22 protein-coding genes are annotated in these 26,114 nt (G+C 47.1%); 6 read left to right on the plus strand and 16 right to left on the minus strand.

Annotation, left to right across the window (positions count from 1 at the left end):
* The first annotated feature begins 451 nt into the window (after positions 1-451).
* Complete coding sequence (gene gltA, locus FBQ74_RS08810; RefSeq protein ID WP_139756329.1) at positions 452-1,732, plus strand: citrate synthase; 1,281 nt, start codon at positions 452-454, stop codon at positions 1,730-1,732.
* A gap of 88 nt (positions 1,733-1,820) precedes the next feature.
* A complete protein-coding gene (locus tag FBQ74_RS08815) occupies positions 1,821-2,243 on the plus strand; it encodes a DUF3429 domain-containing protein (RefSeq protein ID WP_139756330.1) in 423 nt (140 codons plus the stop codon).
* A gap of 40 nt (positions 2,244-2,283) precedes the next feature.
* Here FBQ74_RS08815 and FBQ74_RS08820 read toward each other — a convergent pair whose 3' ends face one another.
* From FBQ74_RS08820 to FBQ74_RS08830, 3 genes are all read right to left on the minus strand, one after another.
* Positions 2,284-3,744, minus strand: coding sequence for a phosphohexomutase domain-containing protein (locus tag FBQ74_RS08820; RefSeq protein ID WP_139756331.1), 1,461 nt, complete (start codon positions 3,742-3,744; stop codon positions 2,284-2,286).
* A gap of 2 nt (positions 3,745-3,746) precedes the next feature.
* Positions 3,747-5,159 (minus strand): mannose-1-phosphate guanylyltransferase/mannose-6-phosphate isomerase, encoded by a 1,413-nt coding sequence (locus FBQ74_RS08825; RefSeq protein ID WP_139756332.1) that lies wholly within the window; start codon positions 5,157-5,159, stop codon positions 3,747-3,749.
* Between the two features lie 291 nt (positions 5,160-5,450).
* Positions 5,451-6,419: a glutathione S-transferase family protein gene (locus tag FBQ74_RS08830; protein WP_139756333.1), complete on the minus strand. Its 969-nt coding sequence runs from the start codon at positions 6,417-6,419 to the stop codon at positions 5,451-5,453.
* Between the two features lie 194 nt (positions 6,420-6,613).
* On the opposite strand from FBQ74_RS08830, the gene tcdA reads away from it, so the two are divergent.
* Together tcdA and FBQ74_RS08840 are read left to right on the plus strand one after the other, a co-directional pair.
* Positions 6,614-7,387 (plus strand): tRNA cyclic N6-threonylcarbamoyladenosine(37) synthase TcdA, encoded by a 774-nt coding sequence (tcdA, locus tag FBQ74_RS08835; protein ID WP_139756334.1) that lies wholly within the window; start codon positions 6,614-6,616, stop codon positions 7,385-7,387.
* A gap of 33 nt (positions 7,388-7,420) precedes the next feature.
* Positions 7,421-7,828, plus strand: coding sequence for a hypothetical protein (locus FBQ74_RS08840; protein ID WP_139756335.1), 408 nt, complete (start codon positions 7,421-7,423; stop codon positions 7,826-7,828).
* Positions 7,829-7,832: 4 nt separating this feature from the next.
* Here FBQ74_RS08840 and FBQ74_RS08845 read toward each other — a convergent pair whose 3' ends face one another.
* Positions 7,833-8,300 (minus strand): DUF2919 family protein, encoded by a 468-nt coding sequence (locus FBQ74_RS08845; RefSeq protein ID WP_139756336.1) that lies wholly within the window; start codon positions 8,298-8,300, stop codon positions 7,833-7,835.
* A 172-nt stretch (positions 8,301-8,472) separates the two neighbouring features.
* Here FBQ74_RS08845 and rimO point away from each other — a divergent pair, with 172 nt between their 5' ends.
* Complete coding sequence (gene rimO / locus FBQ74_RS08850) at positions 8,473-9,900, plus strand: 30S ribosomal protein S12 methylthiotransferase RimO (RefSeq protein WP_139756337.1); 1,428 nt, start codon at positions 8,473-8,475, stop codon at positions 9,898-9,900.
* Positions 9,901-9,929: 29 nt separating this feature from the next.
* Here the strand turns inward: rimO and FBQ74_RS08855 are convergent, their stop codons facing one another.
* From FBQ74_RS08855 to FBQ74_RS08885, 7 genes are all read right to left on the minus strand, one after another.
* Positions 9,930-10,928 (minus strand): Kelch repeat-containing protein, encoded by a 999-nt coding sequence (locus FBQ74_RS08855; RefSeq protein ID WP_139756338.1) that lies wholly within the window; start codon positions 10,926-10,928, stop codon positions 9,930-9,932.
* Entirely contained in the window at positions 10,922-11,581 is a 660-nt protein-coding gene (locus tag FBQ74_RS08860) for an SDR family oxidoreductase (RefSeq protein WP_139756339.1), read from the minus strand. The genes FBQ74_RS08855 and FBQ74_RS08860 overlap by 7 nt, the downstream gene beginning before the upstream one ends.
* A 13-nt stretch (positions 11,582-11,594) precedes the next feature.
* Entirely contained in the window at positions 11,595-12,350 is a 756-nt protein-coding gene (gene kdsB, locus FBQ74_RS08865) for a 3-deoxy-manno-octulosonate cytidylyltransferase (protein ID WP_139756340.1), read from the minus strand.
* Between the two features lie 8 nt (positions 12,351-12,358).
* Positions 12,359-12,553 (minus strand): Trm112 family protein, encoded by a 195-nt coding sequence (locus FBQ74_RS08870; protein ID WP_139756341.1) that lies wholly within the window; start codon positions 12,551-12,553, stop codon positions 12,359-12,361.
* Positions 12,550-13,575 carry a tetraacyldisaccharide 4'-kinase gene (gene lpxK, locus FBQ74_RS08875; RefSeq protein WP_139756342.1) on the minus strand — a complete coding sequence of 342 codons (1,026 nt, stop codon included), beginning with the start codon at positions 13,573-13,575 and terminating at the stop codon, positions 12,550-12,552. Before lpxK ends, FBQ74_RS08870 begins: the two co-directional genes overlap by 4 nt.
* 9 nt (positions 13,576-13,584) lie before the next feature.
* Positions 13,585-15,333, minus strand: coding sequence for a lipid A export permease/ATP-binding protein MsbA (gene msbA, locus FBQ74_RS08880; RefSeq protein WP_139757910.1), 1,749 nt, complete (start codon positions 15,331-15,333; stop codon positions 13,585-13,587).
* A 92-nt stretch (positions 15,334-15,425) separates the two neighbouring features.
* Entirely contained in the window at positions 15,426-17,756 is a 2,331-nt protein-coding gene (locus FBQ74_RS08885; protein WP_168190641.1) for a DNA internalization-related competence protein ComEC/Rec2, read from the minus strand.
* A gap of 39 nt (positions 17,757-17,795) precedes the next feature.
* On the opposite strand from FBQ74_RS08885, the gene FBQ74_RS08890 reads away from it, so the two are divergent.
* Positions 17,796-18,326, plus strand: coding sequence for a DUF2062 domain-containing protein (locus tag FBQ74_RS08890; protein ID WP_139756344.1), 531 nt, complete (start codon positions 17,796-17,798; stop codon positions 18,324-18,326).
* Positions 18,327-18,335: 9 nt separating this feature from the next.
* Here FBQ74_RS08890 and FBQ74_RS08895 read toward each other — a convergent pair whose 3' ends face one another.
* The 5 genes from FBQ74_RS08895 to smc all read right to left on the minus strand — a co-directional run bounded on the left by FBQ74_RS08895 (position 18,336) and on the right by smc (position 26,017).
* Positions 18,336-18,560 carry a helix-turn-helix transcriptional regulator gene (locus FBQ74_RS08895; RefSeq protein WP_139756345.1) on the minus strand — a complete coding sequence of 75 codons (225 nt, stop codon included), beginning with the start codon at positions 18,558-18,560 and terminating at the stop codon, positions 18,336-18,338.
* Entirely contained in the window at positions 18,560-19,027 is a 468-nt protein-coding gene (locus tag FBQ74_RS08900; RefSeq protein ID WP_139756346.1) for a hypothetical protein, read from the minus strand. The genes FBQ74_RS08895 and FBQ74_RS08900 overlap by 1 nt, the downstream gene beginning before the upstream one ends.
* A 196-nt stretch (positions 19,028-19,223) precedes the next feature.
* The gene (gene ligA, locus FBQ74_RS08905; protein WP_139756347.1) at positions 19,224-21,263 is read right to left on the minus strand and encodes an NAD-dependent DNA ligase LigA; all 2,040 of its coding nucleotides are present in this window, start codon (positions 21,261-21,263) and stop codon (positions 19,224-19,226) included.
* 60 nt (positions 21,264-21,323) lie between these two features.
* A complete protein-coding gene (gene zipA, locus FBQ74_RS08910; RefSeq protein ID WP_139756348.1) occupies positions 21,324-22,547 on the minus strand; it encodes a cell division protein ZipA in 1,224 nt (407 codons plus the stop codon).
* A 20-nt stretch (positions 22,548-22,567) separates the two neighbouring features.
* The gene (gene smc, locus FBQ74_RS08915) at positions 22,568-26,017 is read right to left on the minus strand and encodes a chromosome segregation protein SMC (protein ID WP_139756349.1); all 3,450 of its coding nucleotides are present in this window, start codon (positions 26,015-26,017) and stop codon (positions 22,568-22,570) included.
* Between the last annotated feature and the right edge of the window lie 97 nt (positions 26,018-26,114).

The following is a 26,114-nucleotide window of genomic DNA, read 5'->3' on the forward strand; positions in this document are numbered from 1 at the left end:
TGTGGTGTTATCACACCATGGTCTTAGATAGCTGTCATGGATATGCAACTTGGACGGATTATGATCAGAAACATCTGTGGACACAGTATAAACATGACCCGTCATTGACTGAAAACTTCACCTGTTCAAATTTCACTCTGTACAGTGGCGCGAGTTACCTACAGGTAGTTACCTGTCTTTTCGTTAAAAGTCGGATTAATAAATTGCACATCACCGTATATAATATTGTGTTGGACAAAATTTGGCTGTGAAGTTTTTTTAATCGATGTATGTATACAGCAGTGGTAGCCAGGCACATCACCACAGGCAATCTAGAATATTTATTGTACAAATATGCATTTAAATTGACTTCTGCATGCATAATAAAGTACAAATACGCCACTTTTCCCAGCAGGTCGTCATATTTTTGACGATATTGCTGAAAACAGAACCATTCTGAGGAGAGCAATTTATGGCAGATCAGAAAGCCATTTTAAAAGCCGGTGATAAGGAAATCGAACTTCCGATTTATTCCGGTACCGAAGGACAAGACGTTATTGATGTACGTTCACTAGGCGCACATGGGTATTTCACTTTCGACCCAGGCTTTATGGTCACAGGTTCTTGCGAGTCAGAGATAACCTATATCGATGGTGCGAACGGTGTATTGTTACACCGCGGTTATCCTATTGAAGAGTTAGCCCGCGATGCGAGCTACCTTGAAGTGTGCTACCTGTTATTAAACGGTGAAGCACCTAATAAAGAAGAATACGAAGAGTTCCGTGCAACTATCACTCGTCATACGATGGTGCATGAACAAATTAACATGTTCTTCCACGGCTTCAGAAATGATGCCCATCCAATGGCAATGTTATGCGGCACCGTTGGTGCGATGTCATCGTTCTATCACAGTGATTTGGATGTTGGTAACCCGGAAGAGCGCATGCGTAGTGCGCACCGCCTGATTGCTAAGATGCCGACACTTGTTGCAATGTGTTACAAGTATAACATCGGTCAACCGTTTGTTTATCCGCGTAACGACCTGAGCTACGCCGCAAACTTCCTGAATATGATGTTCTCTGTACCTGCGGAAGATTACAAAATCAGTCCTGCTGTTGAGCGCGCAATGGACAGAATTTTCACTCTTCATGCTGATCATGAGCAAAACGCATCAACCTCCACCGTACGTCTTGCAGGTTCATCGGGTGCTAATCCGTATGCATGTATTGCTGCTGGTGTGGCGTCACTGTGGGGACCTGCTCATGGTGGTGCAAATGAAGCATGTTTAAATATGCTTGAAGAAATCGGTAGTGTGGATCGTATTCCAGAGTTTATAGAACGTGCCAAAGACAAAAATGACCCGTTCCGTCTGATGGGCTTTGGTCATCGCGTTTATAAAAACCATGACCCTCGCGCAACTGTTATGCGTGAAAGCTGCCACGAAGTACTTAAGGAACTGGACTTACAGGATCCGTTACTTGATGTGGCGATGGAGCTTGAGCGTATTGCTTTGGAAGATGATTACTTTGTCGAGAAAAAACTGTTCCCGAACGTTGATTTCTACTCAGGCATTATCTTAAAAGCAATTGGTATTCCTACGAATATGTTTACCTGTATCTTTGCTCTGTCTCGTACAGTTGGCTGGATTTCACACTGGCATGAAATGATGAGCGATTCTAAACAAAAAATCGGTCGTCCACGTCAGCTTTATAAAGGTTACAGTCAGCGCTCATTTGACCCTATAGACAAATAATACGTTGATAACATGTTTATTAATAGCGCCCAATGGGCGCTATTTTTTTTTACTGGCGTATAAAACTGGTTAGTAAAAGGAGAAAACAATGCCCTACCCGGCTGTAGTATTAGGCATTGCTGGCCTCATTCCATTTATTGGCTTGCCGCTTCTGGCTGTGTCCGGCCATCTGGGAATGTATGAAGCAATGCATTATTTTACGCTTTATTCGGCTGTGCTATTGTCGTTTTTTGGCGGTGTTCATTGGTATGATGCCATAGCAAACCGAAATACCGGTCATCAATTATATGTGGCAATGCTACCCACCATTATCGGCTGGATATGTTTGATATTAGGCAGTGATATCCGGACACTGGGTATACTTTCAGTGTCGTACCTGGCAGTACTTATCTACGATAAATTTACATTAGCACTGCCAAAAGATCTTGTCCTGAGCTACACAACCTTGAGGATCGGCTTAACCACAGTAGTCGTGCTGGCGCATGCTTTTATGATATTTCTATTGAAATAGAAAAGGCACCCGAAGGTGCCTTTTTTAATTTTATCAGTGCTTACTCAGTACGAATCAATGTAAGTAGCTCTGCAGTTTTTTGTTCCATAAGCGGAATGTCGCCGCGAGACTCTACATTGAGCCTGATAACCGGTTCGGTATTTGATTTGCGTAAATTGAAACGCCAATTGTCAAATTCCAGCCCAATACCGTCTGTTTCATCAACGACTAGCGCGTCAGACTTGTATTTATTGAGCACTCTGTCCAGAGCGGCATCAGCATCCTGAAGTTTGCTGTTAATTTCACCTGAAGATGGGTATTTCTGAATGCGCTGTTCAACCATCTGCTCAAGCGTCTGTTGCTTGGTACAAATCAGCTCAGCGACTAATAACCATGGAATCATTCCGGTATCGCAATAAGCAAAATCACGGAAGTAATGGTGAGCACTCATTTCCCCACCATACACCGCATCTTCCTTACGCATTCTTTCTTTGATAAATGCATGTCCGGTTTTGCATTTGACCGGCCTGCCGCCAAGCTGCTCAACGATATCCTCGGTATTCCAGCATAAGCGTGGATCATAAATGATGGCTGATGAAGGGTCTTTTTCTAAAAACGCCTGGGCTAGTAATCCAACGATATAATAACCTTCGATGAAATTACCCTTTGCATCAAATAAGAAACAGCGATCGAAATCGCCATCCCAGGCAATACCGAAATCAGCGTCGTTGTCCCTGACCGCCTGTGCGGTATCGGCACGGTTCTCAGTCAGCAATGGATTGGGAATACCATTAGGGAAAGAGGGATCGGCATCATGGTGAACTTTAATAAATTCAATGGGAATTTTACGCTCATCAAATGCATCTTCCAGCGCATCAACTACCTTACCCGCCGCCCCATTACCGGAATTTACCACTATCTTGAGAGGGCTGAAACTCGATGACTTAACATAGCCAAGAATATGATCTACATACGCAGACGTGCACGAATCCTGTTTATAATGATTCGATGCTTGCAATGTCTCTCGGCTAATGTGCCCTTTTCCCTGATAGAACGCATCAGGGTCAATTGTATTGCCGTTTGTATAAAAATCTAAACGCGATTTCACATACTCATCATCAAGCTCTTCAGCACCTTGTTGGATTGCATGAAGTCCGGTATCACCACTGATAGGTATCGAGCCAGCCTTGACCAGTTTCATCCCATTATAGTTGATAGGATTATGACTGGCTGTGACCTCAATGCCGCCATCAACATTAAGATACTTCGTGGCAAAATAAATTTCTTCAGTGCCGGTCATACCCAAATCGATTACAGACGCGCCGCCATCTATAAGGCCTGCGCTTAATGCCAGCTTAAGTGGCTCAGAGGTAAGTCTGACATCACCGCCGACAACGACGGTGCGCGCAGCCAGAACATTAGCAAACGCGTAGCCTACCCGGTAGGCAACCATCTCATCCAGCTGCTTATTGAGCTCACCGCGTATATCGTAAGCTTTGAAACACGTAATTTTTTGAGTCATTCCTATCCCTGTTTCTGCGTTCGGCCGTAGCGGTCAGAGAAACGCACAATATCGTCCTCTCCAAGATAAGCACCTGATTGAACCTCAATTAACTCCAGTGGAATCTTACCTGGATTTTCAAGGGCATGAACCTCACCGATAGGAATGTAGGTCGACTCATTTTCAGTAACCATACGTGTGTTTTCACCGATGGTTACGCTCGCTGTACCTGATACTACTATCCAGTGTTCAGCGCGATGGTGGTGCATTTGAACAGAAAGCTTCTCACCAGGCTTTACAGTAATTCGTTTTACCTGAAAGCGTGCGCCATTATCTATAGAGTCATAGCTACCCCAGGGGCGGAAAACCTCGCGGTGGAACTCAAACTCAGGACGTTTTTCTTCTTTTAAGCGGTTAACAACTTTCTTTATATCCTGCACTTTATTTTTGTTGGCTACCATGATGGCGTCTTTGGTTTCAACGACCACGACATCGTCAAGACCAATCACGGATATCAGTCGCCCTTCAGCATTGATGTAGCTATTGTGAACATCTTCTAAAATGGCATCACCAACAACAGCATTACCATTATCATCTTTGTCCGCCACGTCCCACAATGAAGACCAGCTGCCTACGTCAGACCAACCAGCATCAAGCGGAACCATTGCAGCTTTTTCGGTTTTTTCCATTACCGCATAGTCAATAGAGTCGTCAGGACAAGTCGCAAATGTGTCGGCATCAATGCGAATGAAGTCAAGATCCTGTGTTTCAGTTTCAATAGCGCGTTTACAGATATCCAGAATGTCCGGGTGATATTTTTCCAGCTCTTCCAGGTAACGTCCTGCTTTAAACATGAACATGCCACTATTCCAGAAATAATTGCCGGAATCGACATACTCTTTGGCTGTGCTCATGTCAGGCTTTTCAACAAACTGCTCAACCACAAATCCTGTGTCGAGCTCCTGCGAGGCTTTTATGTAACCATAGCCTGTGTGCGGGCAATCAGGAACAATGCCGAACGTTACCAGATAGCCAGCCTGCGCCAGCTGCTCTGCTTTTTTTACTGATTGCTGAAATACCGTTTTATCTTTTATAAGATGGTCTGCCGCTAAAACCAGCAGCGTTTCGTCAGCATCACTTTGCAACGCATGCAGTGCAGCCAAAGCAATTGCCGGCGCTGTATTGCGACCTACAGGTTCCAGTAATATTCCGCCATGAGCGATTCCTCTTTGCCGCAATTGTTCGGCCACCAGAAACCGGTGTGAGTCGTTGCAAATCACAATGGGCTCTCTGGCATCGACACCCTCCAACCGCGAAAGTGTTTCCTGCAACATGGTCTGTTCGGAGGTGAGAGCGAGAAATTGCTTGGGAAGAGCGGCACGGGATTTAGGCCACAAACGGCTGCCTGAGCCACCTGCAAGAATTACTGGTTTCATTTTCTATCCTATGAGTTTACAGCTAAAGCGCTTATATCCTGGCGACATAGTAATTGAGCCTCAAAACTCAATCAACGCAACGCTTTGTAATTATGACGTTTACTACATCGATAAGCACAGATTGGATGTAAAAAGTACCAGTCTTTTTACATCCAGCACTTTTGACGTATAGAGTTTCGCCAACTTGCTACATTAATATACGATGGGGTTAATGCAAGCAACAAACAGACCACTCTCTCGCGGCTCGTGCCCTCCTTTGCATTGAAGCAATCCGTTTAGTATCGAATTTACCTATTCAGGAAATAACGCATCTCTGCCATGAGGTTCGTCCAGATTAAGTTCTGGACCCACCGGCACAACCTGGGTCGGGTTTATCATAGTGTGGCTAAAATAGTAATGACGGGTGATGTGGTCCATGTTAACCGTCTCGCTGACTCCGTGGATCTGATATAACTCTCTCAGATAACCACTGAGTGCCGGATAATCATTTATTTGTTTCCGGTTACATTTAAAGTGACCATGATAAACCGCATCAAAGCGGATGAGTGTCGTAAATAAGCGCCAATCAGCCTCAGTAATCTGTGTACCTGCAAGATAACGCTGACTGGACAGGCGTTGTTCAACGGTATCAAGCGCGCGAAACAGCGCACTAACAGCTTCATCATACGCCTCCTGCGTTGTGGCAAATCCAGCTTTATAAACACCATTATTAATGTGATGGTAGACCAGTGCATTTACCTGATTAATTTCCTCCTGTAATTCGGCTGGATAATAATCATCGTGATTTTGTGTAATATGATTGAATTCACTGTTGAACATACGGATGATGTCTGCAGATTCATTACTGACAATTGTCTTCTTCTGCTTATCCCATAAAACCGGAACAGTAACACGCGTAGTAATGTGCGAATCAACTATTGTATAGATTTCCCGCAGGAACTGTTTCCGGTAAAGCGTATCGCCGGTCGCATCCGGATAGCCGGCAAATGTCCAGCCTTCATCCAGCATTTCGGGGGAAACAACAGACACACTGATATGTGACTCTAACTGTTTAAGCTTTCTGAACAGTAAGGTTCGGTGAGCCCAGGGACACGCCAGGGACACATATAAGTGGTATCGTCCTGACTCTGCCGGAAACTTTGCGTCTTTATCTGCACAAACCCAGTCTCTGAACGATGCCTCCTCGCGCTTGAACTTGCCTCCGTTGCTGTCGGTGTCATACCATTTATCTTTCCACTGACCGTCTACTAATAGTCCCATCCTTATCCCCTGTAATTGCGCTTTATACTTTGAATACGGGTGTAAAACGGCAGAGAGTCAGTTTCGGATTGAAGGACTTGGAAATAATGCAATAATTACGCTTATTTCAACGTCAAGCGTTACGTACAACGCCTCATTTTTGTTATAATTATCGGCTTTAATCGACTCTCACTCCCCTTGACACACAGGTAGTTATGACTGATAAGCAACGGTTCGGCGGAATTTCCCGTTTATACGGTGATGCCGCCTCGAAAAATCTGGCTAATGCCCATATCGCGGTTATCGGAATTGGTGGGGTTGGGTCATGGAGCGCGGAAGCGCTGGCGCGCTCTGGTATTGGCGAGATAACACTTATTGACCTGGATGATATCTGTGTCACCAACGTTAACCGTCAGATTCATGCACTGTCTCAAACCGTTGGACAGCCTAAAGTTGAGGTAATGGCTAATCGATTACGCGATATCAACCCGGCAATTAAGATAAACGCTATTGAAGACTTCGTTACGCCGGAAAACGTGCGAGATTCCATTCGTCCGGTATTTGATGGTGTCATAGAAGCTACGGATAGTATTCGCGCAAAAGCTGCAATAATCTATAGCTGTAAACGCCAGAAAATTCCGGTGGTTACCGTTGGCGGTGCGGGCGGTCAAATCGACCCCACGAAAATAACGTGTGCGGACCTTGCCAAAACGATACAGGATCCGCTGGCTGCAAAATTACGGGCAGCACTACGCAAAGATTACGGGTTCAGTAAGAATACTAAACGACGGTTTGGTGTCGAATGTGTATTTTCCACCGAACAGTTACGTTACCCCCAGCCGGATGGTAGTGTATGCTTTAATAAATCAGTTATGGAAAATGGCACACGCCTGGATTGCGCTGGTGGCTTTGGCGCAGTGGTTACCGTAACAGCCACATTTGGCATGTTTGCAGCAGCAAAATTAATTAATAAAATAACTGAAAGCTAGCCGCATAAAAAAATACACGACAAAGGATAATACATGCAACAACAAGAGCTCGAAGTGTTAATGAAAGACTCTGCTGCAAATGCTGTTGAAACTGCGCAAAGTGAGTTTTCAGTGATTTTGGACTACACCCGGGACAGTGTCAAACTTGTCGATGATGTCATTTTGATGTTTGTGGAAAAATTTCAGGACAGAGCATTAGAAGACACAGCGGTGTTCACTATTTGTAATATTTATGGCGCTTACCTGGGTGAGGTTTTCAAAAAGCAGGTCGGTGGGGCCTGGCGATATGATGACTCTAATCCGGATGCTCCCTATGTTCTGCTAGATGTAGGCGATAATTCATATGCATTTGCCGGGATATGCTACGAGCGTTTAGTCAACGACAGCCAGATAAGTGTTTATAATTACTTTGAACAGGCCCTGCATAATAAAACGCAGTAACCGATTACTTTTGCCAGTCGGCCAGCATCAGACGCAGATGCCGGCTTCTGGTAATCAACACCCCAAGTAAGGACAAGCTGATTAGCTGCCCTGCAAGCAATGGCTGGAACTGCCAGTTCAGAGCCTCAAGCTGTCCACCTACAACTAACAATGATGCAATAATGCCAGTCCACATACTGGCAGGCATGTAATACCACCATCTGAGGCTGGTATTTTTCCATAGCCGCTCCCGGTTTCCCAGTAAAAGCGCCACAATAATAAATGGCACTGTAGCGATAAGTTTGGACCACAATAAGGCTTTTTCGGGGTAAAACATCTCCAGCAACTGGGATGTATGACGCCGGCTCGCTACGGCAAACAAAAAGATGACCCAGTCAGCGCTATTTAAGAGCAAAAACCAGTATAGCCAGCGAGGCGGTTTGATAATACCGGCTTCATCATAACAATGGATAGGAAGAGGCAGAACAGGCATAAAAGCCCTTCAGATAAACAAAAGACGCAGTATGGTAACCAAAGCATCGGGAAATTCAACGCTATCGATACGCATAATCAGAGGACTTGCCAGAATTAAATAGGTGAGCCCCTGCGACGCTTGATGATACAATAGATGTATAAAGCACCACAAAGACGCATTGTAGCAATAAATGACAGTAGAAAAATTTTCCCCCAATCCCACTACCACGCTCAGCACACCTGTAAAAGTGCTGGAAGCAAATCAGAATAAGTCGGCCCGCCGCGCTGAACGCGCGCGAATAGGTTTTATTAGCCTGGGTTGTCCCAAAAACCTGGTAGATTCGGAAAGGATCCTTACGCAATTGCGAACAGAAGGATACGATGTTGTACCTACATTCAACGACGCTGATTTGGTAATCGTTAACACCTGCGGGTTTATTGATGCTGCGGTAGAAGAATCACTGGATACTATCGGGGAAGCACTGGCTGAAAATGGCAGGGTAATCGTAACAGGTTGTCTGGGTATAAAAGATGACGAAATACGTGAGGTTCATCCCAATGTACTTGCGGTAACCGGTCCTCATGCTTATGAGGAGGTCGTCAATCAGGTCCACGAACATTTACCCAAGCCCGGTCACAATCCTTTTGCAGATTTAGTACCTGACCATGGTATTAAGCTTACTCCGCGTCACTATGCCTATCTGAAGATTTCTGAAGGCTGCAATCACAGGTGTACGTTCTGCATCATCCCTTCTATGCGCGGTAATCTGGTAAGTCGCCCGGTAGGGGAAATTCTTGATGAAGCAAAGCGGCTCAAAGCTGGCGGGGTGAATGAACTTCTGGTGATATCTCAGGATACCAGCGCGTACGGCGTTGACATGAAGCACCGAACTGGCTTCTGGAACGGGATGCCGGTTAAAACACACCTGCAGCAGCTGAGTGAAAAACTGGGTGAACTGGATATGTGGATTCGCCTGCACTATGTCTATCCTTACCCTCATGTCGACGATCTTATTCCGCTGATGAACGAAGGCCGCATCCTGCCTTACCTGGATATACCTTTACAGCATGCAAGCAAAAGAATACTTAAACTGATGAAGCGTCCGGGCAGCGCAGATCGTACTCTGGAACGAATTAAAAAATGGCGGGAAATCTGTCCTGAACTTATCATTCGCTCCACGTTCATTGTCGGCTTTCCCGGCGAAACAGAAGAGGAATTTGAGGAGCTGCTCACCTTCATACAGGAAGCACAGCTGGACCGAGTTGGCTGCTTTATGTACTCTCCGGTGGAGGGCGCGGTAGCTAACGACTTACCCGGCCCTGTTCCAGAAGCAGTGAAACAGGCTCGGCATGCCCGGTTTATGGAAATACAGGGGCAAATCAGCGCGCAGCGCTTGCAACAACGTATTGGTAAAGAGTATCAAATTGTAATCGACAGTGTAGACAGCGAAGGCGCGGTAGGTCGCACCTATGCTGATGCACCGGAGGTTGATGGTGTTGTCCATCTAAACGGCGTTTATGATGTCAAACCGGGTGACAGGTTATGGGCAGAAATTATTCATGCTGATGAACATGATATATGGGCAGTACCGGCAGATGATGAAGCTCAGGAAGCGTAATCATCACCAGGGCGGCCCTTCTGCCCTGGCTAATTCATATTTTTGAATTTGCTTACCACAGCGCTGGTACCCTCGGCACCAGCGTCTGTTGCGCCACCGATTAGCCATACCTGATCATTGACAACAACAGCCCCCAACCCATGCCTTGGGATGGGCATGGTAGAAACCTGCTCCCATTTCTTGCGTGAAATATCGTACTGCCAAACGTGTGTGAATACATCACCGCCGTCAACAAAGTGTTCACCACCAAATACGTAAATGCTGTGCCGATAAGCCACACAGGCCAGGCCAGCCTGCTTTTTAGGTAGTGGCTTAAGTGTTTGCCATTGTGCGGTAGAAGGGTCATACATTTCGTGCGTATCCAAATTTCCTGCATCTACCTGCCTACCCCCTATCACATGTATTTTCCCGTCATATTCAACAGCGCAGGCACTGTTTCTCGGCGTCGGTAACGGCGTAGCGGTTTTCCACACCCCGGCTTCGCTATCATATATCCCGTGCCAGTCAGTATCTTCATGGTCGTGCCAGCGACCATTCGCACGGCCTTTAACTGACCGTCCGCCGATAAGGTGAATCTTATCATTCAACACAACGGAAACAGTTTCAGACAGCGTTACCGGCATAGGACTCTTCTGTTCCCATTTGCCCGAGTTTTTATCAAAACGTAAAATCGAGTCGGTATTTACCCACTGTCCGTCTCCTGCGGTAATGAAGCCGCCGAACGACCAGAGTGCATTCTCTTGCGCCACCAGCATCGCGTGATGACGAGGCTCGGGAAGCTTTGTCAGTGAATGCCAGGACTGACCAGACGAGTCAAGTTGATATACCGTATCTCTTACTACAATGCCCTGTTCACTTTCTGCCAGACCACCAGCGACATAGACACTATTGTCAAAGACTGCCGGATATATTTCCTGAGTGGGTTCGGGTAATGCCGGCCCCGCAGACCAGTAGTAGTCCGGCGCACTGCTGACAGGACCGCTTAATAATGCAACGCAACAAAGTAATGGAAATGGCAGCTTTACCATGGCAAATTATCCCCGTTTGCGTGGTAAAAACTTCCGGTATTCTCCAGATTCAATTCGTCCAGGCGCTTCAACAGCCCTTTCGCTGCCGTGTCCGCATCGACGTTACCGGCATTATTCACCATTTCAGTTTGTACAAACCCGGGGTGTAACAACGCTACCGGAATACCCTGATCTTTTAAATCTATTGCCATGGAAACGCCGGCGGCATTTAGTGCAGCTTTAGACATACGATAGCCATAATAACCACCTGAACCATTATCGCCCATCGAACCCATGCGACTGGTAACAAAACCTATTTTGCTGCCTTGCGACAGGTTTTTTAATAAACATTGCGTTACCAGTAGCGGCCCCAACGCATTTACTCTGAACTGATAATCAATGGTAGCCGGATCCCAGTCTTCTATAGACTCTTTCCCCAACACGCCGGCATTGTTAATCAGCAGGTCAATGGCTACGCCCTCTAACGGTGCAAGATTCTGAGCAAGCGTCTCAGGATGAGATAAATCCACGCCACTAATAATTCTTGCGTTGAGACTGTTAAGCTCGTCACTACTGTTTCGACACAATGCATAAACGGTATCACCACGTGAAATGCATGCTTTGGTGAGAGCGAGGCCGATTCCACGATTAGCACCGGTAATCACAACATTCATAGCTATGTCTCCACTAGTTGGTTGCCAGTGTGTTTAATAACGCTTTAAGATCTTCAGGCGTATCAATACCCACAGGCGGTGGCGCGCTCGCCACATCCACATGAATTTTATCTCCGTACCACAGCGCTCTGAGCTGTTCCAGCGACTCAGTCTGCTCAAGCGCGGAAGGCGCATAACTGACATACTTTTTTATATACCGGGCGCTATAAGCATATAACCCAATATGACGAAAATATTCGGCAGGGTTTAACGGCTGACTGTTTTCCAGCATGGCAGCTCTGTCATAAGGAATGGCTGAGCGGGAAAAGTAAAGCGCCTCTCCATTTTTATTAACCACAACCTTCACCATATTCGGATTGCTGATCTCCGCTTCATCCATGAATGGCGTTGACAGCGTTGCCATTTCTACCTGTGAATTCTGTTCCAGATTCGTTGCCACCTGCCGAATATTTGTAGCGGGTACAAATGGTTCATCGCCCTGCACATTGACGATAACCGTGTCATCAGCAAGCCCCAGCGACTCAACAACCTCTGCCAGGCGCTCAGTGCCGGAATTATGGTCATCCCTTGTCATACAGACTTCACATTGCGATGCTGCAGCTGTGGCAATGTCCTGGGAATCAGTAGCCAGTATCACCCGCTCGGCACCTGCCTCAAAAGCACGATCGATAACATGTCTGACCATTGGCTTACCATTAATATCAACCAATGGCTTACCGGGAAATCTGCTGGAGCCATATCTGGCAGGTATAATCACTACGAAAGGCATGGTCATTCCTACTGTTGTTGATCCAGCTCTTCACTGGTTAACTGAGTAGCTTCGCTTTCTATAAGTACGGGAATCCCCTCTTTAAGAGGGTAAGCAAGCCGGTCGTAACGGCAAAGCATCGTCGTCTTGTCCTTACCAAGAACGAGCTTGCCCTTACACACCGGACAAGCTAATACATCCAATAGCTTTATGTCGAACGTCATGATCTGGTTCCTTTTGAATGGTTAAGATGTGCAAGCTTTTTATCCAGTTGATGATAAAAAGTGTCGGGCAAAGTGGCAGAAACTTCAAGATACCAGCACTCATCGTGTCCGATATCTTTCACCTTTACCGCATCTTTTTCAGTCATAATGACCGGGCCTGACGGAATATCTCTGGCCCGGAATTCATGATGATCGGAGAATGTATGAGTATGGTGGCAGTTAATGCCCATCTGTTCTAGTTGTGCAAAGAAGCGGGGAGGATTACCGATACCAGCAAGTGCTTCACACGTCGAGTAACGCTTAGCGAACGCTTCAGGCGTGTATTGTTTAGTGGGATCAGACACATTGATAATATTGCCTGCGGAGAGTTTCATAGGATACTGGAATGCGCTGACACCTAACAGTTCCGCGGTTTTGTAGTTACTAACATTATGAATAATGCCATCAACCGTATTCAGGCGCCATGTGCCCTCGCGCAGAGGCCCCATGGGTAGCAAATGACCGTTTCCGTAGCGGCGATCGTCCATCACTACGAACTCTATATCCCGTGAAAGTGCGTAGTGCTGTAGCCCATCATCGCAGATAATAATATCGCACAGGCATTCCTGTGCCAGGTAATCAGCGCCCCGCGGACGTTTTGGATCAATCACCACAGGTACGCCGGTACGTTCGGCAATCAACTTAGGTTCGTCTCCCACCCGTGCAGCTACATCAGTGGTATCTACCCGATGGGGAAAGTGCTTTTGCTCACCACCGTAGCCGCGACTTAACACACCGGGCTGCCAGCCACGGGATTTCAGGTATTCCGCAAGCGCAACCACTACCGGTGTTTTTCCATTACCACCAACACTGATATTGCCGACAATAATAACCGCCGTTTCACGGGGCTTCTGGCTGGATACAAACCCCGCTTTATACAAGTAGCGTCTGATGGTGCTTAGTAGCCAGAATATTGCGGTAAACAAAGACAATACCCAGACCCATTTTGCTTTACCGTACCAGGCTTTCTCCAGTTTATTCACCAGCCATCCCTATTGATGCTCGCCGAACTGAAGCGCGTGTAATTGCGAGTAAGGGCCATTATTCGACAGCAAGGCTTCATGTTTGCCCCGTTCTATAATTTTTCCCTGCTCGACCACCATTATCTGGTCTGCTTTTTCAATCGTTGAAAGCCGGTGAGCAACCACCAGACTCGTGCAGGATTTCTGTAAGGTCTCCAGAGCATCCTGAATCAGCCGTTCAGACTCTGTATCCAGGGCAGAGGTCGCCTCATCAAGGATCAAGATTGGGGCTTTAGCCAGAATAGCTCTGGCAATGGCTATACGCTGACGCTGTCCGCCGGATAACATCAGACCATTTTCACCAATAACAGTGTCCAGACCGTCCGGCAGTTGCTCAACAAATTCTGTAACATGCGCCATTGCCGCGGCATCCTCGATTTCCTTGCGGCTGACATTCTGATTCGCACCATAGGCAATATTATTAGCGATGGAATCGTTAAACAGAACAACCTGCTGAGAAACCAGTGCAAATTGTTTACGTAGCGATGTCAGGGCTATTTCTGACAACGGTATACCGTCAATTGTAATTGTGCCCTGCTGCGGTGAATAAAAACGGGTTAGTAATGATGAAATTGTCGACTTGCCGCTACCCGAGCGCCCGACTAAGGCAATTGTCTGACCTGGCTCCGCGCTGAACGATATATCAGTCAGAGCAGGGCTCGACTTGCTGGGATAGGTAAATGTGACATGATCAAATTTAATACTGCCGTGCGCACGCTCAAGACGTCTCTCGCCTGTGTCTTCTTCCTGCGCTTCGTCGAGTATTTCAAAAATGCTGGTACACGCTGCCATGCCCTTTTGGAACTCATTATTGACAGTGGTCAGTTGCTTTAGGGGTTTAAGTAACATAACCATATAAAAGACGACACTGACGAAGGTGCCTGCTGTCAGATCTTCCATCATGGATGGCAAGCTTGCCATATACAAGACAAATGCCAGTGCTATAGACGCGATCACCTGAATAGACGACACGCTTAGAATTTGCGTCACCTGCAATTTCATATTTTGCTGTCTATTATGGTTGTTCTTGCGCTCAAAGCGTGACTTTTCCACGTCCTGCCCACCGAACATAAGGATAACTTTATGTCCTTTTACCGCCTGTTCGACGGCTGCCGTGACGGTTCCCATAGATTGTTGAATATTGCGACTGACTTTGCGAAACCGTTTACTCACAATAGTAACGATAACCGCAACAACTGGGCCGATAAGCAGAAAAATCAGGGAAAGTTGCCAGGAGTAGTAGAACATAACACCCAACAAGCCAATGACCAGAGCCCCCTCCCGAACCAGTGTCAGAAATGCTTTACCGGCGGCATTGGCAACCTGCTCAGTATCATAGGTCACTTTACTGATTAGCGTACCGACTGCCTGGGTATCATGAAAGGCAACGGGTAAATGCAGGTATTTTTCAAATAACTGCTGACGCATACGCATTACAACCTTCGCGCCAATCCATCCCAGTGTATACGTACCCATAAAGTTGAATATGCCTCGCAGGATGAACAGGGGCACGATGGCATAGGCAGCTATCTTTAAAAACTCGCTGTCGTTGTTCGTCAGCGAGTCATCAATCAGTGTTTTTAAATGCGCAACAACATAGGTATCCAGCGCCGAGTAGCCAATCATCCCGATAATAGCCACTGAGAACTCTAATTTATAATCTTTGAGATAGCGTAAAAACCGTCTTACCTGGCCTTTGGAATAATCCATCTGTTGCATGTATTTCATTCACCACATTTAAAATCGTCGCTATTGTAACTGTTTAACACCAATTTCCATAGGCTGATATTCCCATCACAGTCGCAGCCGGGTTACTGACGGTGATACCACCTTCTCGCGGCGCTTTGTGAACGTCTGTGAACAGTTACATCATTCGGCGATAGTCTGAATCTCAGATACCCTGACTCTGCGGTTTTTATCTGGGTGGCTTTTAGCGTCGAAAATCGCTTCGTGACCGAAGCGTCTGGGAAGCCCCACCGGTTATCGATTCCTTGTGTGTAAACAACCCACCGCGGCGATACCGTACGTATAAATGCATTACCGGATGATGTTCGACTACCGTGATGAGGGGCAATAAGAATATCAGCTTCTGGTAGCCGTTGACTGTACAGTAATTCATATTCTGCCCAGCGTTCGATATCTCCGGGAGCCAGAATGGTATGCACTTCGTCGCTTATCACCAGCACGCATGAGTAGTTATTTCCCTTTATCGCATTGCCTTTTTCAGGCCACAGCGACTTGATAGTGAGCCCCATAAAACGTAGTGAAAACCCGTGCTGACATTTATCTGTTGGTGTAATAACAGAAGGTGGGTCGGTTATTTGTGCGATATCACTCAACCAGGGCATACCCCCTGCATGATCGTTGTCATGATGACTGATAAAAACATAGCGAATCGACTCAATGCCGAGTGCCGTCAGTGCTGGCGCCACCTGATTTTTTAATACACTATTGCCCGAGAAAGCAGGGCCGGTATCAATAAGTACCGCATCGCTGTCTCTGGATACCATCAATGCCGTCCCCTGCCCCGCATCGAATACGTGCAGGTACCAGTACTCTGAGCTAAACGTCATTTTATCTGTTATTGCCGGCAGGACTAAACTACCAGCCAGGTACCATTTCCGCGGAAACGTAGGTAAAACGGCTATAACAATGCCGAGTAATATGCTGATAAGGCTAGTTGTTGAAAATGCGGGTGCGATTAACAGGGTATCCCGTGTCGATACTTCGATAAGAAACATTAGATGCCCTAGCCCTGCATCGAAATTATGAAGCAGCAGTGATGAGAAAACAGGCATTACATCCATCAGGGTAAGTCCTGTCAGGCCGACAGGTAGAAGCAGGGTAATTGCAGGAATGGCTAATAGGTTTATCAGAGGTGCAATAAATGACTGCTCATCAAACCAAAGCAATGTTAACGGGCACAGGATAATGCTTAACATTAGTTGCAATTTTATCGCCCACCGTATTTTGTCGCTTAAAGTCAGCAGCACAGGCTTGTACCGCCAGCTAAGAAACCAAATAAGGATCACAGCCATGAGACTCAGGTAAAAACCACCGGAGAACAGTGAAAAGGGAAATAACACGCAGCACAAACCGATCATCAGCCAGACTCGCTGATTGATACAAATGTGTCTTGAAATACTTTGCTGCCATATAAATACCGCTACCAATAGCAGTGCTCTTACAACGGGTAATTGCCAGTTGGCCAGTGCGGCATAGACCAGACATAGTAAAATAACAGCAACGGCTACCAGCGGCCGCATATTTCGCTGCTGCTTCCTTCCTGTTAGCAATTGCAAAACCGGAACTACCAGTCGGGTCAACAGAGTGACCCACAGCGCTACCAAACCCAGGTGCATGCCTGAAATACTAAATAAATGCGCCGTACCGCTATTTTTTAATAATTCCCAGTCAGCAGCCGTTAATGTATCCCGATTGCCCACAAGTAAAGATCGGGACCATTTCCCGTTTGGCAGGTCGTGGGTGTCGATAAGTTTTGTTATATTCTCATGTAACGTATTGATGCGGGGAGTGGCTGCTGTGGTAAGTGTCTTAATGCTACCCGTTCTCACTATCCGCTCAGATAACAGCCACTTCATCCGATCCGGAGCGCCAGGATTACGCAGCCCGCTTGGCTTTTTCAGACGCGCAGACACTTGAACAGTCTGGCCTGACAACGGACATGACTGGTTTTCAGTACGCCAGTAGAGCAAAACCTTCGGTTTTAATATTTTATCTGTGAATCGGGCAGTAACGGGCACCCCTTTCACCCGACACATATCAGGCCCTGTACTTTGACTTTCTGCCACCTGAAGCATAAACACTGAAATTTGACGATTATTATCCTCTGGCAGTTGCCAACACAGGTACCAATAACCTAAACTCGCCATCCATAAAGACCCGGCAATAAAACCAATAGCAAATGTATGGGCAGAATATGTACACCACCCTGGCAATCTATTTCTTGCTAACGGGGGTACAAAAGACAGATGCCGTCTCAGACCTTCGAATGAGTGGAACAAACAGGCAGCAAGTAATATAACTGTCAGTAATAACGGATGGGGTAAAACAGGCCAGACAACGGCTGATAAACAGGCAACAGAAAAGCCCGTCAGGGTCCAGGTAATCTTCTTTTGCATTTGTTTATCTGCTTTGTTCTTTTGGCCCTGATTCCAGATATGCCTAGAAAATTTATTAAACGATTTTTGCCTGACCACCAGAAAATAAAGCAAAACCGTGCGCTGAGTATGTTTGGCACACTGTTGCACGAGCCGAATCTCTGGCATCTCAACCGCAAGTCTGCCAGTGGTGCGTTCGGTATTGGCTTGTTCTTTGCCTTTTGGCCGGTCCCTTTCCAGATGTGGCTATCGGCTGCGATGGCAATCCCATTTCGCGCGAATCTGCCTTTATCTGTGGCCACCGTATGGATAACTAATCCATTTACGATGCCGCCGATATTCTACGCCGCCTACAAGGTGGGAACGACTGTACTTGGGACCGAATCACGGCACTTTGAATTTCAATTTAACTGGCAGTGGGTTGTCGAAAGTATCACGACAATTGGCCCCGCGTTCCTGGTTGGCTGCGCGATTTGTTCTGTCGTTGCAGGACTAGTGGGTTACTTCGGGTTGAACTGTGTATGGCGTTTCTCGGTTAAAAAAGCCTGGGATGCGCGTAAAGCTGCAAGAGAAAACAACGCCGCCGGGTGAGCGTTGCTATTACACTCGAGTATCGTGATAATGGAACACATCTTCTACAGGTTTGCCGAACACCCGGGCGATTTTGAACGCAACTTCCAGCGATGGGAAATACTTGCCTTTCTCAATTGCCATAATTGTTTGACGGGTCACCCCCACTTGCTCAGCTAATGATTGCTGAGTCATTTCACCGGCCATGAAGCGCAGTGTTCTAATGTTATTAGATATCTGAAAGGTACTTTTCATTAGCTTTGGGTGCGGTATAAGTAAAGTTCTGTGATAAATCTGAACATCTCAGACAACCAGAAAATGGTAAGCAGTTTGAGCTCCATGGGCGCCAGCGCATATTGAATAAACGCTGAAGAAGATTCCATATGGGTATAGTGATTAATCACCTGTTGCACGACGCAGCTTATTACACCAATTGATAAGACCCAGTATGCTGCATTAGTTCCAGCAAGCCGGTAGCCACGTTCCCGCTCGTCTTCCTGTCCTGCCGCGCCGCGCTGATCGTCCATGGCCAGTGCTATATGCAAAATAACCTCAATGATAACAAAAACGATCACCACCCTGAGTATTAAACTGGCACTGGCCTGAGCACTTACCGACTTCCCGGCTACCAATGCATCATAAATATTGTCGGCGTAGAGTGAAGCAATTATTACCGTGGCCAGTAGCGATACCCATAAACTTTTTTCTCTGAAAGAAAGCATATTACCATCCAGTGTTTAAAACCATTTACTTAATGTAATTTAGAATCGACATAATGTTAAATATTTTTGACATGGTAAGGTGTAAAAATTTGTGAATATCCGTCGGAGATAATACTGATTGTTGGAAAGTATTGAGTCAATACTTAAAGCGCTGGCCCTTTGAATGGCCAGCGTAGTAGGGTCTTAAAACCTGCGTTCAGGCGTCGATGTCAAACTGGCGAAGCGTTGCAACAAGTTTTTCCTCATCCCAAATTTCAACGCCCAGGTCCTGTGCTTTGGTAAGTTTTGAGCCGGCCTTCTCCCCCGCCACCAGAAAACTGGTATTAGCTGACACCGAGCCTGCGACCTTTGCGCCAAGTTGTTGTAGCAGGGACTTGGCCTCAGTACGTGTCATCTGTGAGAGTGTTCCGGTCAGAACGCAGGTTTGTCCTGCTAGCGGCAGATCAGTGGCGGGCTGAGCTATTTCAGGCCAGTGAATGCCTTCATTCAACAGCGCTTTGACAATTTCGCGGTTGTGCGGCTCATTAAAAAAGTTGTGAACATGCTGCGCAACGATATTGCCGATATCACTGACCTCTTGTAGCGCTTCGACATCGGCCTGCATGACTGCATCAAGGGTTCTGAAGTGCATGGCCAGATTATTCGCTGTAGACTCGCCAACCTCACGTATGCCTAAGGCAAATAAAAACTTGGGCAATGTGGTCTGCTTTGACGCGTCTAGTGATGTCAGTAAGTTTGCTGCAGACTTTTCAGCCATGCGCTCCAGGCCAATCAGGCCGGACATATCCAAACGGAAAAAGTCGGCAGGATTTTTGACTAATCCGGCATCAACCAGCTGATCGATAAGTTTATCGCCCAGCCCATCTATATCGAGCGCTTTGCGTGATGCAAAATGCTTGAGCGCCTGCTTTCTCTGTGCACCGCAAATTAGGCCGCCCGTGCAACGTGCTACTGCTTCATCCTCAAGTTTCTCTACACTTGAGTCGCAAACCGGACAGTTCGCGGGAAACACAATATCCCGCGCATCATCCGGGCGCTGATCGAGTATCACAGAGACTACCTGCGGTATCACATCACCCGCACGGCGAATGGTTACGTGATCGTGAATCTTTACACCCAGCCGCACGATTTCATCCTGGTTATGTAATGTTGCGTTCGATACAGTAACCCCGCCCACATAAACCGGCTTTAGTCTTGCTACCGGCGTAATAGCGCCTGTACGTCCGACCTGAAATTCCACATCCTCAAGTACTGTTACCTCTTCCTGTGCAGGGAATTTTTGTGCTATTGCCCAACGTGGTGCCCTGGCAACAAACCCCAGACGTTCTTGCCTGTCAACGCTATTTACTTTGAAGACTACGCCATCAATGTCGTAGGCCAGCGCATCGCGCATGCCGAGTATTTTCTGATAATAAGCCAGACATCCGTTACCGTCAGTCGCAGTGTCTACTTCTGGACATAAAGGCATTCCCCAGGAGGCTACTAACGCCAGACGCTCGCTGTGTGTATCAGGAAGCGAAAAATCGTCCGGGGTCACCAGACCCAGCGAATAGGTGTAGAACATTAATGGCCGTTTGGCCGTTATTTTTGAATCCAGCTGACGTAAGCTGCCCGCCGCAGCATTTCTTGGATTGGCGAAGATTTTTGCACCCTGCTCTTTCTGCCTTTGATTCAGTTTTTCAAAACCGGCTTTAGGCATGAAAACTTCACCACGAATCTCTACCCGGCGAGGAATATCTTCGCCTTTTAAGCGCAACGGAATATTGGCAATGGTTTTTACGTTTTGGGTAATGTTCTCGCCAACCTGACCATCGCCCCGCGTCGCCGCTCTGACCAGCTCGCCATCTTCATAAAGCAAACTTACCGCTAACCCGTCCAACTTGGGTTCACAACTAAATGCGATTGCTGCACTCTCCTTCAGACGATCTTTGATCCGCTTTTCAAATGCCAGCAGTGCTTCATCATCAAATGCATTGTCCAGCGATAGCATAGGAACTTCATGTGTGACCTGTTCAAACGCTGAAAGTGGTGCACCACCAACTTTCTGACTGGGTGAGTCAGAGGTCTTCAGTTTTGGATGTTCTGTTTCCAGCGCCATAAGTCGCTGCATGAGCCGGTCATATTCAGCATCCGGAACACTGGGTGTGTCCATTACGTAATATTCGTGATTATATTGCCGAATGCGCTGTTTGAGCTGCTCGATTTCCTGCTCTGGATGAGAAGAGTTTTCTGCCATAGTATTAGATTTATCGCTTAAGAAGAAAAAGGCCATCCGGGAAAGGATGGCCGAGAAATGTCAGGCTCTTGAGACGATCCGACGCCGCTCAAAATCTCTGATTTTTTCAATGTACTGTTGCAGGCCCTGCTTGCTGAGCACACTTCGACGGCCATCAAGTACCTGGGCGTCGAATTCATCTGCAATTTTGCGCGCCGCATTGTGCATCATGTTAAATACCTGATGGGCATCACCCTCAATTGGCAAGATCATGAACAACGAGACACCTTTGGTTGAAAAGGTTTCAAGGTTGTCGATATCAAAGCTACCTGGCTTGAACATATTTGCCAGGCTGAACAGCACGGGCCCTTTACCATTAGAGTTCACATGACGATGAAAGATATCCTGATCACCAAATTTAAAACCAAGAGTCAAAAGCAGAGGCAATAACGCTGCGCCGGCAATCTCGTTATCCTCCGCAGCTTTAACATTCAATACTAGTACTTCCTGTGACGGCGCAGATGATTTTGCCTCATCTGTGCTAATACTTTCCCTTTCATCCTCACCTTTAGACGGTGATGATGAGGGCTCATCGAAGTCAATACGCATCTGGTCATCACCGAAGCCGGGCTCCTGACGCTGTTTGGCAGAAGCGCGATGCCGGCGTTTCTTCATAAACCGGTCTGCACGTTCTGCATCATCCTGGTCACTGGCTTGCGTATCCGGACTATCGAGACTAAACGAAGGCTCATCGTCCTCAGGCAGTGACTCAGCTTTAACAACACGATCTGTGCCTTTCAACAAAAAACCGGGAGGCTCGGGGATATTTTCCTTTGTATTATCGGCATCATGTGCCGGTGAATGCCCGCCTGCCATGTGCGGCTTGGGATTAGATACCACTGAACCGTATAGCTTCTCTTCAGGCGTAGCGGGAGTATCCGGGGAAGCGTCCTGAGAGCCGGTTTTTGCGGTCTCGCTGTGCTTCTGTTCAGATGAGTCGGGCGCAGTGGTAGCGTCATCGCTGGAACGCGTCACAGTATCCTGACTGGCGCTCACAACACGAACTTTGCCAAGCCCCAGTTCATCAAAATCGTGCGATTCATTCTGCTCAGGCGTATCCCAGCCATCGTGTTCGAAACCCGGCTCCTGCCGAGCCTGATCACTGGTCTCCCATTCACCCGGCTCCACCCGTTCACGGGGAGCAGGTTTATTACTTTTTCTGATTTTCCATATACCGTGTGCAAGCACGCCCAGAATAATCAGTGTGCCTACTACCAGTAACGACAGACGTAATTCATCTTCCATCTTAATTAAGTCGCCCTTTGTTATGATTCTACAAACGCCATGGCTTCATCGACATCAACAGCAACCATGCGTGATACGCCGGGTTCTGCCATTGTGACGCCCGTTAGATGCGTCGCCATTTCCATAGCAATTTTATTATGGGTGATATATATAAACTGCACTGTCTGCGACATTTCTGATACTAAATTACAAAAACGCCCCACATTGGCATCATCTAACGGCGCATCCACTTCGTCAAGTAAACAAAAAGGTGCAGGATTGAGCCGGAAAATTGCAAATACCAATGATAAAGCGGTTAATGCTTTTTCTCCACCGCTTAATAGATGAATTGTGCTATTTTTCTTGCCCGGTGGACGCGCCATTATAGTTACGCCGGTTTCAAGTAAATCATCATCCGTAAGTTCAAGATACGCCGAGCCGCCGCCGAAAACTTTGGGGAACAGCCTCTGAACATCTTCATTTACCCGATTAAAGGTTTCAGAGAAACGATTACGTGTTTCTTTGTCTATTTTTCGGATAGCACTTACCAGTGTTTCAAGTGCGTTGTTTAAATCACTATATTGCTCGTCCAGGTGTGCTTTGCGGGATGACTGCGCTTCAAACTCTTCCACCGCCGCAAGATTCACCGCGCCTAGTCTGGTAATAGCCTTATCAGTGTCTTCGAGCATCTTCTCCCATTCACGATCCGAGGCATGCTCCTCCAGTGACTCCAGCACCTGTTTAAGTGAATGGCCGGTACCACTCATCTGTTCAAGAATCGCTTCGCCGCGCGCGCGGGTACTTTCTATATCAATCGTCAAACTATCTATAGATTGCTGCTTAGTATGAATGGAAGAAGCTATAGAACGGGTGTCCTTTTTGCCTTCATCGATGATGGATTCAAGCTCATTGAGTTGCGCGCTTACCTGAAGCAGCTCTGCCTCTACGGCTTCACGTTGCGCTAATAACAGGTGCAGCTCGGCCTGCTGGTCGTCCGCCGGGGAGGATAGGATTTTTAATTCTTCAGCTAATTTATCAATACGAGCGGCATAATTTTCCAGCTGATTCTGGTTACGCATAACCTGCTCGCTGTAGCGTTCCACAGCGCTTTGCTGCTGGCTCAGAGCCAGCTCAAGCTGGTGTCGCTGGGTTTGATATTGCGAAAGCATAGTGCGCTGACTAGAAACGCTGGTCGACAGCCTTTCTTTTTCTGTTGTATGTACTTCTGCCTGCTCCGCCAATTCAGCAAGCAAAGCTTCGTGCTCCTCAAGTGCCTCTGATAATTGTGCTAACTGCTCAGTTTCCTGTGCTTCAGTCTCAAGTTGTGCTTCCAGCTCATCCTGCCTGCGAGATAGATCGTCCTGCTGGCGGTCATAAAGCTTTTCTGCCATTGCTTTTCGCTCTACTGCGGTATCGTGAGCGAGGCGCTTTTGCTGCAATGCCTGTTTGCTTTCATCTAATGTATTCTGGGCATCCGTTGCACACTGTCTTGCGTCACAGACCTGTGAACTAAGCGCCTCAAGTACTTCACGATTTTTTTGCAAAGTATCGCTAAGCGATACAATCTGGTTCTGTCGGCGGACCGCTCCGTCTGAACTGTTATTTCCTGGTGTAAATATCCAGCCGCTTGTAACTACAAATCCATCGAGGCTTAACAATAGTTCGCTATCACCTATGGTTGTTACGCGGCTCAACGCTTCAGACAGATCGTTGCAAAGTTGAATCTGGTTGAAATAAGTCGGCACCGACTCCCCATCAAAAAGCGCTTCAGCCAGCGAGCCAGGGTGAATGTCATTACCTGCCTTAATTGTTTGTGTAATGGCAAGATAGCCACCTGGTATCTGGTGCGGGTTGGTATCATGGGTTACCACAGGCCGGTGTAAAAATCGCAGCAGATTTTCAACTGCAATTTCCAGTGAGGGGGGCACGCTAAGGGTTTGCCATAGAGGCATAACCTGTTCAGTGTCTATCTCTTCGAGCGTATCTTGCTGCAGCGTTTCAAGCGCGGCCAGCTTTGAGGTTAAAACCTGGCACTCCTGGTCAGCGCTACGATAAGACTGTTCAAGCTTTTCAAGTTCCGCCAATCGGCTGTCCAGATTACGTTGGTTTTCCTGGCAGGAGTGCGCCAGGGTTTCGCTATCCCCCTTCAGCGTTGCGATATCTTTTTGCAGCTCGGCGATATCTTCACTGTAAGACTGACGGTTTATTTCCTGGAGTTCGGCTTTTAGCTCACTGATTCGCTGACTGGTACGCAGCTGCATTGATAGCGTTGATTGAATTTGTGCGTGGGATCGCTGTACAGTATGTCTGGTTTCATTGTACTGAACATCGTGCGTGCGGCTTTTTTCAGAAAAGGCGTCAAGCTCAGCTTGCGCTAATTCCAGTGTCTCCTCACATTGTTCAAGCTGGGCACTGGCTGTTACGCACTGGGGTTCAATAATATCAACTTCTTCTCGGGCTCTGTCGAGGGCACGCTGTGCTTCAGTAGCGGATGCTTTAAGTAACACCTCTTGAGCCTGAAGTTCATCAATTTCATTATTTATTTGCTCAGTACGCTGCTTACTATGCAGTGCATTTTGCTCTACACGGGTTATATCGTTACCTAAAGCAAACGATTTCTGGCGCAAGTCATCCAGTGTTTGTTTTTTATCCTCAGCCTTTTCAATATATTCTGTCAGGCCGGCCTCATCACCTTTTAGCTTTGCCTCAAGTGAATCAAGCTCGCGCTGTTCATTGCGCTGACGCTGTGTGAGGTCGGCAATTTTTTCATCATGAGCCAGCCATCGAATAGCGGTAAGCTCAGCTTTAATCTGGCGCTGGCGGGCTTTAAGCGACGTATAGCGCTGAGCGGCAGCGGCCTGCCGTTGTAGCTTTTCAAGCTGACGGCCCAGTTCTGTGCGCACATCATCTAAGCGCTCTAAATTTTCACGAGTATGGCGGATACGATTTTCCGTCTCCCGTCTGCGCTCTTTATACTTAGAGACCCCGGCGGCTTCTTCCAGGAAAATGCGAAGCTCCTGCGGCTTAGACTCAATGAGCCTTGATATCATTCCCTGTTCAATGATGGCGTAACTTCTTGGCCCCAGGCCGGTTCCCAGGAAGATATCAGTGACATCCTTACGACGACAGCGAGTGCCATTCAAAAAATATGTTGACTGCGCTTCCCGTGTGACGACACGTTTCACTGCAAGTTCATTGTACTTGGCATATTCCCTCCCTACTCTGGCCTGACTGTTGTCAAACACCAGTTCTACAGAGCACTGACCGACGGGCTTTCTGCTGGAGGATCCGTTGAAGATAACATCAGTCATGGCATCGCCACGGAGGTTTTTGGCTGAACTTTCGCCTAAAACCCATCTGACAGCATCAATAACGTTGGACTTGCCGCAGCCATTGGGACCAACGATCGCGGTCATCTCCCCGGGAAAAGGAATAGTGGTAGGTTCGACAAACGATTTAAAGCCTGCCAGTTTGATTTTAGTCAGTCGCACAACAAGGCACTCCAGCCATAACTATGTGCAGACCAGTAAGACGACATGTCATCCAGACCTTCTGGCGGAACATACTCACCATTTTGGAAGTGGCATT

The sequence above is a fragment of the Salinimonas iocasae genome (genome assembly GCF_006228385.1).
Classification (GTDB): Bacteria; Pseudomonadota; Gammaproteobacteria; order Enterobacterales; family Alteromonadaceae; genus Alteromonas; species Alteromonas iocasae.